Genomic DNA, 14668 nt, shown 5'->3' on the forward strand with positions numbered 1-14668 from the left:
TGCAGCCCCAGCCCTGCCAGCGTCTGCCCTGTTCGTTTCGCGCCTGGAACGTACGGGATGACCATTCGCTCGTTCGTGCCGTATGCCGTCCGGCGGCGGCACCGGGGCCACCGGGTCACGCCCTCAGGGCCGAGCCCGTAGGCGTACCGGAAATTTAGGATGGGTGGATGAGCGACGCATACAGCCCTGAACGCCTTAAAGCCACGCATGACGGAATCAAATGGGCAGCTACGGGGCCCGGGGTGATCCCCGCGTGGGTCGCCGACATGGACCTGGCCGCCGCCCCCGCAGTGGTGGAGGCGCTGCGGCGCAGGGCCGAGGGAGACCTCGGCTACCCCACCTGGCTGGACACCCCGTCGTGCGGCCCGCTGGCCGAGGCGTTCGCCGAGCGCATGGCGCGCAGGTTCGGATGGGACCCCGACCCCTCGTACGTCCGCTCCTACAGCGACATCAACCAGGCGCTGCAGGTGCTGCTGCACGTCTGGACCAGGCCGGGTGACGGCGTCGCGCTGCACACCCCCGCCTACCACCCGTTCCTCAAGACGCTGAGCGACATGGAGCGCCCGCTGCGGCCGATCCGGCTGGAACCCGACGGCGACTCGTGGCGGTTCGAGGTGCCCGACCTGTCGGGCTGCCGGGTGCTGCTGCTGGTCAACCCGCAGAATCCGACCGGCAGGGCCTTCACCAGGGCCGAGCTGGAGGAGCTGGCCGAGCACGCCGAGCGGCACGACCTGCTGGTCATCGCCGACGAGATCCACGCCGACCTGGTGTACGAACCGCACCGGCACGTCCCGTTCGCCACGATCCTGCCGGGGCGGACGGTGACGCTGACCTCGGCGACGAAGGCGTTCAACCTGGGCGGGATCCGCTGCTCGGTGGCGCACGTCGGGCATCCCGAGCTGCGCAAGGCGCTGGAGGCGCAGCCGCCGTTCCTGTACGGCTCGGCGGGGCTGTTCGGGGTGGAGGCCACGGTGGCCGCCTGGCGGCACGGCGACGCGTGGCTCCAGGAGACGACGGCCCTGCTCGACCGCAACAGGCGGACCCTCGCCGAGCGCCTGCCGTCGCGGTTCGGCTACCGGGTGCCGCAGGCGACGTACCTGGCCTGGCTGCACACGGGCGTGCCGGGCATGGCGGCGACGATCGAGCAGGATGCGAAGGTGCTGCTCAGCGACGGCGCGGTGTTCGGGCCGGGCGGTGAGGAGTACGTGCGGCTGAACTTCGCGACGACGGAGGGCGTCCTCGCCGAGATCCTGGACCGCCTGTCCCGCCTCCCCTGACCCCGCAGCTGCTTCCCGCTCCTCCCCGTGTGGCGCGGGGAGGAGCGGGCCGCTGGCCTGCCCCTCCCCTGACGTCCCGTCTCAGGAGAGCGGGGGATGCCTGGCGATCCCCCGTCTGAAGAGAGCCGGGAATGCCCGGCGACGTCCCGGCTCAGGAGAACCGGGGACGCCCGGCGACGTCCCGGCTCAGGAGAACCGGGGACGCCCGGCGACGTCCCGGCTCAGGAGAACCGGGGACGCCCGGCGACGTCCCGGCTCAGGAGAACCGGGGACGCCCGGCGACGTCCCGGCTCAGGAGAGCCGGGGACGCCCGGCGACGTCCCCGACAGAGCCGGGGATGTCGCGCGACGTCCCGGATCAGGAGAGCGGGGGGATGTCCGGTGCGGTGGCGGCCGGGTGTTCGGCCAGGGCGGCGAGGGCGAGTTCGATCGCCTTGTCGAGCTGCGGGTCCCTTCCGGCGGCCCGGTCCTGGGGGGTGGCGACGACCTCGACGTCCGGGTCCACGCCGTGGTTCTCGACGCCCCAGCCCGGCCCTTCCAGCCAGAACGAGTAGCGGGGCTGGGTGACGACGGTGCCGTCCACGAGGGAGTACCGGGAGTCGATGCCGATGACGCCGCCCCAGGTCCGGGTGCCCACGAGGGGCCCGATGCCGCGGTTCTTGATGCCGGCGCTGACGATGTCGCCGTCGGACCCGGCGAACTCGTCGGTGACGGCGACGACGGGCCCGCGCGGGGAGTCCTCGGGGTAGCGCATGGGCTCGTAGCCGCGGGCGTGCGCCCAGCCGGTGACGCGGCGCGACAGCTTCTCCAGCACGAGTTCGGAGGTATGCCCGCCGCCGTTCTCACGCACGTCCACGATGAGCCCCTCGTACGCCATCTCGGTACGCAGGTCGCGGTGGAACTGCGCCCAGCCGGAGGCGACCATGTCGGGGACGTGCAGGTAGCCGAGCCGCCCGCCGGATGCGGCGCGGACGTGGGCGCGGCGGCTCTCGACCCAGTCGTGGTAGCGCAGGCTGGTCTCGTCGGCGACGGGGGTGACGACGACGCGCCGCGTGTCGCCGCCCGAGGCGGGCCGGACGGTCAGCTCGACGGGCTGGCCGGCGGTGCCGGCGAGCAGGGGCAGCGGGCCGCGTACGGGATCGACGGGCCGTCCTCCGACGGCGACGACGGCGTCGCCGGGCCGCATGGCGACGCCGGGCGCGAGCAGCGGCGAGCGGGCGGCGTGGTCGGAGGTCTCGCCCGGCAGGACGCGCTCGATGCGCCACACGCCGTCGGTGTCCCTGGCCAGGTCGGCGCCGAGGAGGCCCTGGCGGCGGCGCGGGTCGTAGCCGGGGCCGGCGCCGTAGGCGTAGGCGTGGGACGTGCCGAGTTCGCCCTGTACCTCCCAGAGCAGGTCGATGAGCTCGCTGTGGGTGCCGATGCGTTCGACGAGCGGTTCGTACCTGTCGAGGGTGCCCTGCCAGTCGACGCCGTTCATGTCGGCGCGCCAGAAGTGGTCGCGCATGAGCCGTCCGGCCTCGCGGTAGCCCTGGCGCCATTCGGCGGCGGGGTCGACGTGGACGCTGATGCGGTCGAGGTCGACGGTGACGGGGTCGTCGCCGTCGGTGGCGGCGCGGGTCTGCAGGCCGTGCTTGCCCTGGGTGACGAGCCTGGTGCCGTCGCCGCTCACCTCGAAGGACTGGATCTGGCCGCCCAGCTCCGACTTGGAGCGTTTCTTGAGGTCGTAGCGTTCGAGGACGGTCTCGCCGGTCTGCTCGGTGCCGTCGCCGAGCTTGCCGGTGAGCGGCAGGCGCAGCCACAGCAGCGCGTCCTTGGCGGTGCGCAGGTTGTCGTAGCGGCCGGCGGGCACGGGCACGGGCACGACGCGGGCGGCCAGCCCGTCGGGGTCCACCTCGGTGCGTGGCGGCGCGTCGTCCTTCTTGTCCCCCTGGTCGGCGGGTGGCTTGTCGTCCTCGCCGTTGAAGCCGCGGCCCTGGAGGCTGGGGTCGAACGGTGACGGGGTGGTGGCCTGGAGCGGCACGATGTAGGGCCGGCAGCCGGTGGGGAACGACAGGTCGAAGACGTGCGCGTCGTACACGGGGTCGAAGGTGCGCACGGACAGGAACGCCAGGTGCTTGCCGTCCCTGGTGAAGGCGGGGCTGTGGTCGGAGAAGCGCAGCGGGGTTACGTCGATGACGGAGGTGCCGTCGACGCGGCCCATCCTGATCTGCGACAGCGGTTCGTGGTGGGGGTGGACCCAGGCGAGCCAGCCGGAGTCGGGGGAGAACGTGAGCCCGCTGATGTCGCCCTGGGTGGTGCGGTCGAGCTGCCGGACGGCGCCGGTGTCGAGGTCGGCGACGAGCAGCCGGCCGTCGTGGGTGGCGACGGCGGCGTGCTTGCCGTCGGGCGCGACGGCGAGGTCGAGGACGCGGCCGAGCTCTCCCGCGGCGAGCGTCCTGATGTCGCCGCCGGGTGCGCCGATCTCCAGGGCGTCCTCGCCGGTGGCGTCGGAGACCCAGATGGAGCGGCCGTCGGCGCCGAGCACGCGGGGCAGCCGCACGCGTACGCCGGGCGCGGCGCGCAGCGCGCCGGCGGGGCCGTCGCGGTGGGTGACCCAGTGGGCGGTGCCGCGGATCTCGACGGCGCTGGCGCGGCCGGTGGCGTCGGGTGAGAAGCCGCCGACGCGGAGGGGGGCGGGGCGCCTGGCCCGGCCGGGGCGGGGCCCGCCGAGCCGCACGTCGATCTTCCTGGGTTCGGCGTCGAGGCCGTCCAGGAGCCACAGGTCGCCGGCGTGGACGTAGACGATCCGCCGGCCGTCGCCGGAGGCGTGGCGGGCGTAGAAGCCGGAGTGCGTGGTGTGCCGGCGCAGGTCGGAGCCGTCGGGCTCGGAGGAGTAGACGTCGCCGGCGCCGTCGCGGTCGGAGAGGAAGACGAGCCTGTCGCCGATCCAGTTGACCGCCCAGTGCTGGGCGGGGCTGTCGGCGAACAGCCTGGTGAACTCGCCGTCGCCGGTGGCGTCGACCCAGATCTTGCCCGCGGTGCCGCCTCGGTACCGCTTCCACTGCGACGGTTCGCGCCAGATCGATGAGACGGTGGCGACCTTGCCGTCGCTGACGGCGACGTCGCTCACCCATCCGTACGGCAGGCGGGTGGCGGGGCCGCCGTCGAGGGGGACGGCGTGTGCCCAGGTCCGCATGCGTGAGCCCTCGCCTGCCGCGGTGACGGCGAGCACCTGGCCGTCGGCGCTCCATCCGCGTGAGCCGGTCGCGGTGTTGCCCCAGTGGGTGAGCCGCTCGCCTTCTGGCCCGTCGATCTCGGCCGTGAACACCTCGGGGGCGCCTTCGCGGGTGCTGGTCCAGGCGATGCGGGTGCCGTCGGGGGAGAATCTGGGGTATGTGACGGGGGTGCGGTCGGCGGTGAACCGCCAGGCCCTGCCGCCGGTGACGGGGGCGAGCCAGACGTCGTCGTCGGCGACGAAGGTGACCAGGTCACCATGGAGATGCGGATATCTGAGGTATGCGCCAGTTGTCACACTGGCACACTAATGCCCACTACCAAGGGTGGCTCAAGGATTCGCCGCCGAGGTCAAGAGCAGGGGCGGCGCGCGGATGCCCGGCGCCGGTCCGGGCAGGACGAACAGGACAGAGCAGGTCCTCAGCGGCAGCCAGTCGGATGGGGGCCGTTCCCGAGTCCTACCTGTGAGGGATCATGCGACTGATCGCGCGCCTGCACCAGCTCCCGCCCCGCCTGGCGACGGGGGCGTACATCCTGAACTCCGGTCTCGGCAAGGCCAGAGCCGACGCGGAGACGGCGGCGTCCGTGCACGGCATGGCGGCCAACGTCTACCCGTTCCTCGGCAAGCAGGACCCGGTCGCGTTCACGAGGCTGCTGGCCAAGGGCGAGATCGCGGTGGGCGCGGCGCTGCTGGTCCCGTTCGTGCCGTCGCTGGTCGCGGGTGCGGCACTGACGGGGTTCGCGGCGAGCCTGCTCGGCCTGTACCTCAAGACGCCCGGACTGCGGCAGGAGGGCAGCCTGCGGCCGTCGCAGGCGGGCATCGGCATCGCCAAGGACGTCTGGCTCCTCGGCATCGGCCTGGGCCTCGTCCTGGACGAGCTGTGCGGCTGACGCCCCACCATTGATCTCCGGAGCTTGGCCGCTGATCTCGACAAACCCGGGTAGCCGGAGCGCATGGTACAAATCGGCTACACGATGATGTGCGAGCAGACGCCGCCGCGGCAGCTCGTCGAGGACGCCGCCACCGCCGAGCGGGTCGGCTTCGACTACGCGGTCATCTCCGACCACTACTTCCCCTGGCTGGAGGAGATGGGGCACTCGCCCTACGCCTGGTCGGTGCTCGGCGCCGCGGCGCAGGCCACCGAGCGGATCCCGCTCATGACGTACGTGACCTGCCCGATCATGCGCTACCACCCGGCGGTCGTGGCGCAGAAGGCGGCCACCATGGGCGTGCTGAGCGAGGGCAGGTTCACCCTGGGGCTCGGCGCCGGGGAGAACCTCAACGAGCACGTGATCGGCGAGGGCTGGCCGCCCGTCGACACCCGCCACCGCATGTTCGCGGAGGCCGTACGGATCATCAGGGAGCTGTTCGGCGGCGGCTACGTCACCTTCCAGGGCGAGTTCTACGACGTGGACTCCGCCAAGCTGTACGACCTGCCCGAGGAGCGGGTGCCGATCGGGATCGCGGCCTCGGGCGGCGCGTCGGCGGAGCTCGCCGCCCAGTACGGCGACCTGCTCGTCGTCAACGACCCCATGCGGGAGGTCGTCGCCGCGTTCAACGCCATGGGGGGCGAGGGCAAGCCGGTCTACGGCCAGCTCGCGCTCGCGTACGACAGCGACGCGGAGGCCGCCAGGGAACGCGCGCACCGGCTGTGGCGCTGGGCGGGCGTCGGCGGCTGGAAGGTCATGTCGGAGCTGCCCGGCCCGGTGAACTTCGAGGCGGCGTCGGGCACCGTCCGCCCCGAGGACGTCGCGGGGAGCGTGCCGTGCGGCAACGACGTGGAGGCGGTGGTGCGCGGCGTCCGCGCGTACGCGGAGGCCGGGTTCACGCACGTCGCGCTCGTGCAGATCGGGCACGACCAGCAGCAGCCGTTCTTCGACTGGGCGGAGAAGGAGCTGCTGCCGGAGCTGCGCAGGCTCTAGGAGAAGGAGCCGCTGCCCGAGCCGCGCAGGATCCGGCGGACGCCGAGGAGCCCCCGGCGCGCGCCGGGGGCTCCAGGGACTCAGGCCGCAGGGCCTCAGGGCCTCAGGGGACGATGTTGACCAGCTTGGGCGCGCGCACGATCACCTTGCGCGGCTCGCCCTGCAGGTACGGCGCCACCTTCTCCGAGGCCAGGGCCAGCCCGCGCAGGTCGTCCTCGGAGATGCCGGGCGAGACCTCCAGCCGGTCGCGCACCTTGCCGGCCACCTGCACCACGCAGGTGACGGAGTCCTGGACCAGCAGCGCAGGGTCGGCCACGGGCCAGCCCGCGAAGGCCACGCCGCCCTGGTGGCCAAGGCGCTCCCAGCCCTCCTCGGCGGTGTACGGGGCGACGAGCGACAGCATGACCGCCAGCGTCTCGGCGGCCTCGCGGACGGCCGGGTCGGCCGCGCCGGGGCCGACGTCGATGGCCTTGCGCACAGCGGAGGTGAGCTCCATCATGCGGGCCACCGCGACGTTGAACCGGTACGAGTCGACCAGCTTGGTGACCTCGTCGATCGTGTGGTGCGTGACCTTGCGCAGCCCCAGGTCGCCGCCGTCGAAGGAGACGCCGGGCTCGCTGGTCACCTCGTCCATTACGCGGAAGGCGCGGGCCAGGAACTTCTGCGACGCGGCCGGCGAGACGTCGGCCCAGTCGATGTCGTCCTCGGGCGGGCCGGCGAAGATCATGGTCAGCCGCACGGCGTCGACGCCGAACTCGTCGATCTGCTGGCCCAGGTCGATGCCGTTGCCCAGCGACTTCGACATGGCCTTGCCGCCGTTGATCACCTGGCCCTGGTTCAGCATGCGCAGGAACGGCTCGGTGAAGTCGAGCATGCCCATGTCGTGCAGGACCTTGGTGAAGAACCGGGAGTAGAGCAGGTGCAGCACGGCGTGCTCGATGCCGCCCACGTACTGGTCGATCGGGCCCCACTTGCGGACCTGCTCGGGGTCGAACGGGCCGTCGGTGTAGCCGGGCGAGCAGTAGCGCAGGAAGTACCAGGACGAGTCGACGAAGGTGTCCATGGTGTCGGTGTCGCGCTGGGCGGGGCCGCCGCACTTCGGGCAGGAGACGTTGACCCACTCGGTGGCCGACGCCAGCGGGGAGACGCCCTTGGGCGCCAGGGCCTCGCCGCGCATGTCGGGCAGCGTGACGGGGAGCTGGTCGTCGGGGACGGGCACCTCGCCGCAGTCGGGGCAGTGGATGATCGGGATCGGCGTGCCCCAGAACCGCTGGCGCGACAGCAGCCAGTCGCGCAGGCGGAAGTTGACGGCGGCCTTGCCCCTGCCCTGGGCCTCCAGGATCTCGACGATCTTGGCGATGGCCTCGGCCTTGCTCAAGCCGTCGAGCGGGCCGGAGTTGACCAGCGTGCCCTCGCCGGGCGTGGCGACGCCGGTCTCGCCCGGGTCGGCCAGGCCGGTGTGGACGACGACCTGCACCGGCAGCCCGAACTTGCGGGCGAAGTCGAGGTCGCGCTGGTCGTGCGCGGGCACCGCCATGATGGCGCCGTGGCCGTAGTCGGACAGCACGTAGTCGGCGGCCCAGATCGGGATGCGCTCGCCGTTGACCGGGTTGACCGCGTGGCGGCCCAGGAAGACGCCGGTCTTCTCCTTCTCGGTGGACAGCCGCTCGATGTCGCTCAGCTTGGCCACCTCGGCGCGGTACGCCTCGAACGCCGGGCGGTGCTCATCGGTGACGATCTCGTCGGCCAGGGCGGCGTCGACCGCGACGACGAAGAAGGTGGCGCCGTACAGAGTGTCGGGGCGCGTGGTGTAGACCGTGACCGGCTCGTCGCGGCCCTCGATCTCGAACAGCACGTCGGCGCCCTCGGAGCGGCCGATCCAGTTGCGCTGCATGGTCAGCAGCCGCTCGGGCCAGCCGTCGAGCTGGTTCATGTCGTCCAGCAGGCGCTGGGCGTAGTCAGTGATCTTGAAGTACCACTGGGTCAGCTCGCGGCGGATCACCTCGGCGCCGCAGCGCTCGCACCTGCCGGCCACGACCTGCTCGTTGGCCAGCACGGTCTGGTCGTTGGGGCACCAGTTGACCAGGCCGCCCTTGCGGTAGGCCAGGCCGCGCTCGTAGAAGCGGTTGAACAGCCACTGGTTCCAGCGGTAGTACTCGGGGTCGCTGGTGTGCAGGCGGCGGGACCAGTCGAAGGAGACCGCGTAGCGCTTGAACGAGGTGGCCTGCGTCTCGATGTTGGCGTAGGTCCACTCGGCGGGGTGGGCGTTGCGCTTGATGGCGGCGTTCTCGGCGGGCAGGCCGAAGGAGTCCCAGCCGATCGGGTGCAGGACGTTGTAGCCCTTCTGCATCCAGTAGCGCGCGACGACGTCGCCGATCGCGAAGACCTCACCGTGACCCATGTGAAGGTCGCCCGAGGGGTAGGGGAACATGTCGAGCATGTAGCGCCGCTCGCGGGTGTCGCCCGCGTCCTCGCTCGCCCTGAACGGATCCTGCTCCTCCCATCGCTGCAGCCACTTGGCCTGCAGCGCCTGCGGGTCGTACTCACTCACGGCTACTGTCCTTCTGGCTCGACTCGGACCCCATAAGAAAACCCCCCGTGCACGACGAGGGGCAGCCGCGACGGCGAGAGTGTCAGGGCCGTCGCGGCCCGCTAAGAAGCAGGGGCGCGGAACGCATACGTCAAGCCTAGCGCACCTCTTCGATGCCCTGCAGGAGGTCGTGCCAGGCCCGCGGACATGATTGGCGGTTCGCGGCGAGTGAGACCCGATGGTGATCTATCCGTTGTGACCTCATATGTCCCTTTAGAATACTGTCGCCACAGAGCACCACCCCAGCCACGCCGGGACGATCACAGGCGGGCCCGCCCCGGCGGGATCGCGCCGCCGATCCCCACGGCTTCGCTCGTTTCCCTGCGAAGGGAAGCGCATCTCCTGGAAAATCCCATGAGATCATGGCTGGCACGTCAAAACCGGATATAGCGGCATATCCGGATACAACCTCGGGAGGACCGGCAGCAATGGCAACGGACAATTCCGGGGCATCGCATCCGCCCTCGCCCTCATGGCCCTCGTCCTGGCCCGAGCCGGTGAACGAGTCGCGCCCGCGCCCCGCCGACACCGCGCCCGCCTGGCCCGAGGCCTCCCAGCCGGCCTCCCCGCAGTCCTGGCCGGAGCCGCCCCGCCCGTCCTGGCCCGAGACGCCGCGCGACGAGCCGTCACGTCCGCACACGTCCCGCCCTGCCCGCCTGGACGCCGGCCAGCAGGACACCTCCTGGCCCGAGCCGCCGCCGCCCGGCCCCTCCTGGCCCGAGCCGCCGCGCCAGAACGGCGCCCGCCCCGGCCCCGCGCGCGAGCCGTCGCCGCAGGGCCCGCGGGACGACCCCTTCAGGGACCAGATCCTGTCCTGGCCCGAGCCCGTCCAGCAGGAGCCGCCCGCCCCCGAGCGGGTGCCCGCCTGGGCGCAGCCGCAGACGCCGTCCTCCGACGCCTGGTCGAACCTCTCCTCCCCCGCCCCGTGGCCCCGGGCCGACACCGCCGACCCCCTGGACCGCACGATGACGAACGTCCCGCCCGTCCAGCCGGACCCCGGGCCGCCCGGGCCGTTCCCGCCGCAGGGCGGCCCCCAGCAGGGGGCCGGGCAGGCCCCGCACCAGGCTCCCCACCAGGCCCCCCACCAGGGCCCGCCGCAGGGCATGCCTCCCGGGCAGGGGATGCCGGACGAACGCCAGATGCCGCCGGCCCACGCCGGCACGCCGCTCGGCGACCTCGCCGTGCCGTCCGGGCCGATGGGCCCCGGGGGGCCGCAGCAGCAGGGCGACGAGCAGCGCCCCGGCTCCAACCTCAGCCGCGACCCCTCCGACCCCGACCGCCCCTTCGTGACGGCCGGGCAGATCAGCGGCTCGCGCACCCCGCCGCCCGAGCGCCAGCAGGAGCTGTGGGACACGGTCTTCGGCGACAACTACGAGGCCATGGGCGAGCACGACCTGGACGACACCGGCAAGCCGGTCTGGGTGTACGCGCTGGGCGGCTCCGTCGCGATCGCGCTGGTGGCCGCCCTGCTGTGGGCGTTCCTGGCCGGCCCGCTGGCGAGCGACGACCCGTCGTCGGGCGGGACGGCGGCCGGGCCCACGTCCTCGCCGCCCCCTCCCAAGCGGCCCACCACGATCGGCGCGCTGCCGAAGTACCCCGGCAAGGCGGCCCCGGTCGTCGGCGTGGTCGCCGTGCCCGCCGCGCGGGTCAGCCTGCCCAAGCTCGGCGGCGACTGGCAGCTCGACCAGCGCGACACGGTCAAGGCCACCTACGGTTTCGACGTGCGGCAGTACGTGCAGGTCGCGCCCGAGCGGTACGCCCAGATCCTGGCGGGCCCGCTGTCGCAGCGGCTGGCGTCGTACTACCAGCAGGACGACCTGGAGCCGGTGATCAGGCAGGTCGTGCTGACGGCGCGCAAGCGGTTCTTCCCCGGCGACAACACGGTCAAGAAGATCGCCCAGCAGGACATCACGGTGGGTGGCGCCAAGGGCCGCCTGATCGCGTACTCGCTGACCTCGTCCACGGAGAAGGCGACCCTGGTGACCATGGCGGTCAACAGCGGCGGCGACCTTCCGGCGATCGTCTACCTGTCCATCCCCGCGGACGCCAAGCGGCTGCTGCCCGACGTCCAGACGGTGATCAAGCAGCTCAAGGTCACGGGCTGAGCGGCGCGGCCGGGCCCCTTCGCGGCGTCCGGCCGGTCAGCGGTCAGAACGAGCACTCCATGTGCTTGATGCCGTTGATGAAGGCGGAGTGCAGCCGGTCGGGCTCGCCCGCCTCGATCCGCGGGACGCGGCGCAGCAGCTCGCGGAACATCAGCGTGATCTCGCGCCGCGCCAGGTGCGCCCCCAGGCAGAAGTGGGGGCCGGGACCGCCGTAGCCGACGTGCGGGTTGGGCTGCCGGGTGATGTCGAAACGGTGCGGGGCGTCGAACACCCGCTCGTCGCGGTTGGCGGCCCAGTAGAACAGCACCGCCTTCTCCCCCGCGCGGTACAGGTGGCCGTTCATCTCGAAGTCGCGGGTCACCTTCCTGCGCATGAAGTTCACCGGCGACGCCAGCCGGACGATCTCCTCCACCGCTCCGGGCGCGCGGCCCTCGACGTCCTCCAGCCACAGGGCGCGCTGGGCGGGGTTCTCGGTGAGCAGGCGCAGACCGCAGGAGATCGCGTTCCTCGTGGTCTCGTTGCCCGCGACGACCAGCAGGATGAAGAACGAGCCGAGCTCCTGCAGAGTCAGCCGCTCGCCGTCGATGTTGGCGTTGACCAGCGCGGACGTCAGGTCGCCCGTGGGGTTGTCCGCGCGGTGCGCCGCGAGGTCCTGGACGAGCTGCTGCAGCTCGGCCCCCGCGGTGAGCAGCCTCTCGGCCACCTGGCCTGCGTCGCCGCCGGCGTACTCGGGGTCGAAGCCGCCGAGGATGAGGTTCGAGCGGTCGAAGACGAACTGGTAGTCGCGCTCGGCGATGCCCATCATGTCGCAGATGATCTTCAGGGGCAGGCGCGCGGCGACCTCGGTGACGAAGTCGCAGCCGGAGCCCTTGGCCAGGAGGTCGTCCACGATCGCGGCGGCGGCCCGCTCCACGTCCGACTCGAACTGTTTGATCATCTTGGGGGTGAACGCCCGAGAGACGATGCGGCGGAGCCTCGCGTGGCGCGGGTCGTCCATGTTGATCATGGAGCCGAAGTACTCGGCGAACTCGGCCGGCATGTCGGGGATGTTCGTCGCGCCGCCCTGCCCCGAGCTGAACACCTCGGGGTTCCTGCTCGCCTCCAGGATGTCGGCGTGCCTGACCAGCGCGTAGTAGCCCGGCCCCTTCGGGGCGAAGGAGACCTCCATCTCCTCGAAGAAGGCGGGCGTCTCCAGCGAACGCAACCGGTCGAAGGCCGCCTCGCGCTCGGTCATGGGCCTGGCCCAGAACTGGGGATCCGACAGGTCGAAGTCGAGGACGCTGCTCATGAGTTCATCATTGGAACAAGTGACCGCTTACGTCAATGGGCGCGACGTACACCGTACGTGCGCGCGGAAAAGGCGTGGCGCCGGGCCGCGGGTGATGGCTAGGGTGCCGCGCATGACGTTCTTCTTCCTGCGCTGAGCGACCCGCCGGCGGGCCGCGGACCACCCGCCGCCGGCGATGCGGGACGGCCTGCCGCCGTCCCGGGTCGCGACGTGGGAGAAGGACACGTGCAAACCCTTGCCGTGGCCAGGGCGGTGCACGGCATCGAGCCCCTGGTGGCCGCGGAGATCGAACGTCACGGTCTGGGCGCGGTGCGCGGGCTGCGCCACCGCGAGGTGTGGTTCGAGCCGGCCGGGCCGCCCGGCCGCCTCGCCTCGCTCCGCACCGCGGACGACGTCCTGCTGGTGGCCGCCGTCGTGGACGGCGTCGGCCGTACCCGGGCGGCGCTCGCGCGCCTGGCCGCCGCCGCCAGATCGCTCGACGCGCGCCGGTTCCTCCGCTCGGCCGGGGTGCCCGGGCGGGGCGGGCTGGAGGTGTCGGCGTCGTCCGTCGGGCGCAGGACCTACGGCAGGTACGAGATCGAGGACGCCGTCGGGGCGGAGCTCGCGCGGCGACTCGGGCTGGCCTACCACTCCAGGAGCGGCGGCGCCCGCCCGCCCGCGGGCGCCCTCGCCTGGCGGGTGACGCTGGAGGGCGACCGGGCCGTGATCGCGCTGCGGGCGGGCGCCAGGCCGCTGCACCGGCGGGCGTACAAGACGGCGTCCGTCCCCGGCACGCTGCACCCGCCGGTGGCCGCCGCCATGGCGCGGCTGGCCGGCCTCGACGCGCCCGGCGCACCGGGCCGCGTCGTCCTGGACCCGTGCGCCGGTGCCGGGACGGTCCTCATCGAGGCGGCGGCGCGGGCCCCTGAGGCCCGTCTGCTCGGCTTCGACCGCGACCCGGCCGCCGTACGGGCCGCCACCGCCAACGCCGTCAACGCCGCCCCCGCGGCCCATCCCGCCTGCGCCGCCCGGCTTCCCTGCCCGGCGCTCTGCGGCGGGCCGCGCTTCTCGCTGGCCGACGCGGGACGGCTGCCGCTGGCGCGGGGCAGCGTGGACCGGGTGCTCGTCAACCCGCCGTGGGGCCGCCAGGCGCCGCCGCGCGGCCTGCTCGCGCGGGACGCGGGGCGGCTCTGGCGCGAGGTACGCAGGGTGCTGGCCCCGGACGGGCTGGCCGTCGCCCTGGTCCACGGAGCGGCGGACACGGGGACGGAGGCGCCGGCCGGGTTCCTGGTGGTGCGCGCGATGCGGATCAGCCTGTCCGGCCTGCACCCGGAGCTCCTGGTCCTGGCCCCCGGCTGACCCGTCGGGGAGGCTCAGCGGGCGGGGCCGAGCCAGTCGAGGACGCGGCGGTTGACCTCGCCGGGACGCTCCAGGTGGAGGAAGTGGCCGGCGTCCTCCACCAGCTCGGCCCTGGAGCCGTCGGGCAGGACCGCCGCCGCACCCTCGGCGAGCTCGGCGCCCAGGCAGCCGTCCCTGGCGCCGTGCAGGTAGAGCACGGGCCCCGTCACGCCGGGCTCGACGTCCGGGTGGCGGCCCGAGGGCGGCGTGGTGCCGAGCATGGCCCGGTAGTAGCCGATCGCGGCGCTGAGGTTGGCGGGCTCGCCGAGGCTGCGCCGGACGAACGCGAGGTCCTCGGCGGGGTCGTACCCGGGCGACCAGTCGCGCCAGAGCCCTTCGAGGAAGCCGGGGGCGGAGGCCGCCGCCTCGGCCAGGCCGGTCTGGAAGAGGAAGACGTAGAAGGACCGCTTGAGCTGCTCGTACGCCAGGAACCCGGACATGAGCACCGCGGGCGGCGGCACGGCGAGCGCCACGGCCCTGCGGAAGCGGCCGGCGGTGGCGTAGACGGGGAAGGCTCCCCAGTCGTGACCGACGATGACGGCGTCGTCGCCGCCGCCCAGCTCCTCGTGCAGCGCGCGCACGTCGGCGGCGAGCGCGGCCGCCTCGTACGCGCCGTCGGAGGGGATCTCGGTGGGGGCGTACCCGCGCATGAAGGGCGCGACGGCGCGGTAGCCGCGCTCGGCGAGCGCGGGCATCAGGTGCCGCCAGGTGTGGGCGGTGTCGGGGAAGCCGTGCAGGCACAGCGCGAGCGGCCCCTCCCCCACCGCCAGGTACGAGAACTCGACACCGTTGGCGTGAACGGTCCTGATCTCCATGTCCGCGAAACCTAGCACCGGCCCGCGCGACGCCGCGCGGCGAGCGGGGCCTGGCCGAGGCGTACGCGTGATGGACGGCGG

Annotated in this window: 9 protein-coding genes; 5 read left to right on the forward strand and 4 right to left on the reverse strand. The window is 72.9% G+C overall.

Translation table 11 applies throughout. From position 1 onward, the window contains the following. The first annotated feature begins 242 nt into the window (after positions 1 to 242). On the forward strand, positions 243 to 1277 hold the full coding sequence (locus tag BMX74_RS26695; RefSeq protein ID WP_256257275.1) for a MalY/PatB family protein: 1035 nt from the start codon (positions 243 to 245) through the stop codon (positions 1275 to 1277). Positions 1278 to 1634: 357 nt separating this feature from the next. Here BMX74_RS26695 and BMX74_RS46340 read toward each other — a convergent pair whose 3' ends face one another. After that, the gene (locus BMX74_RS46340; protein WP_091103488.1) at positions 1635 to 4787 is read right to left on the reverse strand and encodes a S41 family peptidase; all 3153 of its coding nucleotides are present in this window, start codon (positions 4785 to 4787) and stop codon (positions 1635 to 1637) included. Positions 4788 to 4963: 176 nt separating this feature from the next. Between BMX74_RS46340 and BMX74_RS26705 the strand changes: the two genes are divergently transcribed. Together BMX74_RS26705 and BMX74_RS26710 are read left to right on the forward strand one after the other, a co-directional pair. Next, entirely contained in the window at positions 4964 to 5380 is a 417-nt protein-coding gene (locus tag BMX74_RS26705) for a hypothetical protein (RefSeq protein WP_055506166.1), read from the forward strand. Between the two features lie 63 nt (positions 5381 to 5443). Continuing rightward, positions 5444 to 6412, forward strand: coding sequence for a TIGR03557 family F420-dependent LLM class oxidoreductase (locus BMX74_RS26710; RefSeq protein ID WP_091103489.1), 969 nt, complete (start codon positions 5444 to 5446; stop codon positions 6410 to 6412). 103 nt (positions 6413 to 6515) lie between these two features. Here the strand turns inward: BMX74_RS26710 and leuS are convergent, their stop codons facing one another. Next, positions 6516 to 8963, reverse strand: a complete 2448-nt coding sequence (gene leuS, locus BMX74_RS26715) for a leucine--tRNA ligase (RefSeq protein ID WP_091103491.1) — start codon at positions 8961 to 8963, stop codon at positions 6516 to 6518. 536 nt (positions 8964 to 9499) lie between these two features. Here leuS and BMX74_RS26720 point away from each other — a divergent pair. After that, positions 9500 to 11107 carry a hypothetical protein gene (locus BMX74_RS26720; RefSeq protein WP_091103492.1) on the forward strand — a complete coding sequence of 536 codons (1608 nt, stop codon included), beginning with the start codon at positions 9500 to 9502 and terminating at the stop codon, positions 11105 to 11107. Between the two features lie 43 nt (positions 11108 to 11150). On the opposite strand, the gene BMX74_RS26725 is transcribed toward BMX74_RS26720, so the two are convergent. Further along, positions 11151 to 12395: a cytochrome P450 gene (locus tag BMX74_RS26725; protein WP_055506170.1), complete on the reverse strand. Its 1245-nt coding sequence runs from the start codon at positions 12393 to 12395 to the stop codon at positions 11151 to 11153. A gap of 225 nt (positions 12396 to 12620) precedes the next feature. On the opposite strand from BMX74_RS26725, the gene BMX74_RS26730 reads away from it, so the two are divergent. Continuing rightward, entirely contained in the window at positions 12621 to 13733 is a 1113-nt protein-coding gene (locus tag BMX74_RS26730) for a methyltransferase domain-containing protein (RefSeq protein ID WP_256257276.1), read from the forward strand. A 14-nt stretch (positions 13734 to 13747) separates the two neighbouring features. Here BMX74_RS26730 and BMX74_RS26735 read toward each other — a convergent pair whose 3' ends face one another. Next, the gene (locus BMX74_RS26735; protein WP_091103496.1) at positions 13748 to 14587 is read right to left on the reverse strand and encodes an alpha/beta fold hydrolase; all 840 of its coding nucleotides are present in this window, start codon (positions 14585 to 14587) and stop codon (positions 13748 to 13750) included. Positions 14588 to 14668 lie beyond the last annotated feature (81 nt).

This window comes from Nonomuraea pusilla (assembly GCF_900109355.1).
Taxonomy (GTDB): domain Bacteria; phylum Actinomycetota; class Actinomycetes; order Streptosporangiales; family Streptosporangiaceae; genus Nonomuraea; species Nonomuraea pusilla.

What these genes read in the sequence shown, in the direction of transcription:
- BMX74_RS26705 (WP_055506166.1), top strand. Translation starts at nt 4,964, where the DNA reads ATGCGACTGATCGCGCGCCTGCACCAGCTCCCGCCCCGCCTGGCGACG.
- BMX74_RS26710 (WP_091103489.1), top strand. Translation starts at nt 5,444, where the DNA reads ATGGTACAAATCGGCTACACGATGATGTGCGAGCAGACGCCGCCGCGG.
- BMX74_RS26725 (WP_055506170.1), bottom strand. Translation starts at nt 12,395, where the DNA reads ATGAGCAGCGTCCTCGACTTCGACCTGTCGGATCCCCAGTTCTGGGCC.
- BMX74_RS26735 (WP_091103496.1), bottom strand. Translation starts at nt 14,587, where the DNA reads ATGGAGATCAGGACCGTTCACGCCAACGGTGTCGAGTTCTCGTACCTG.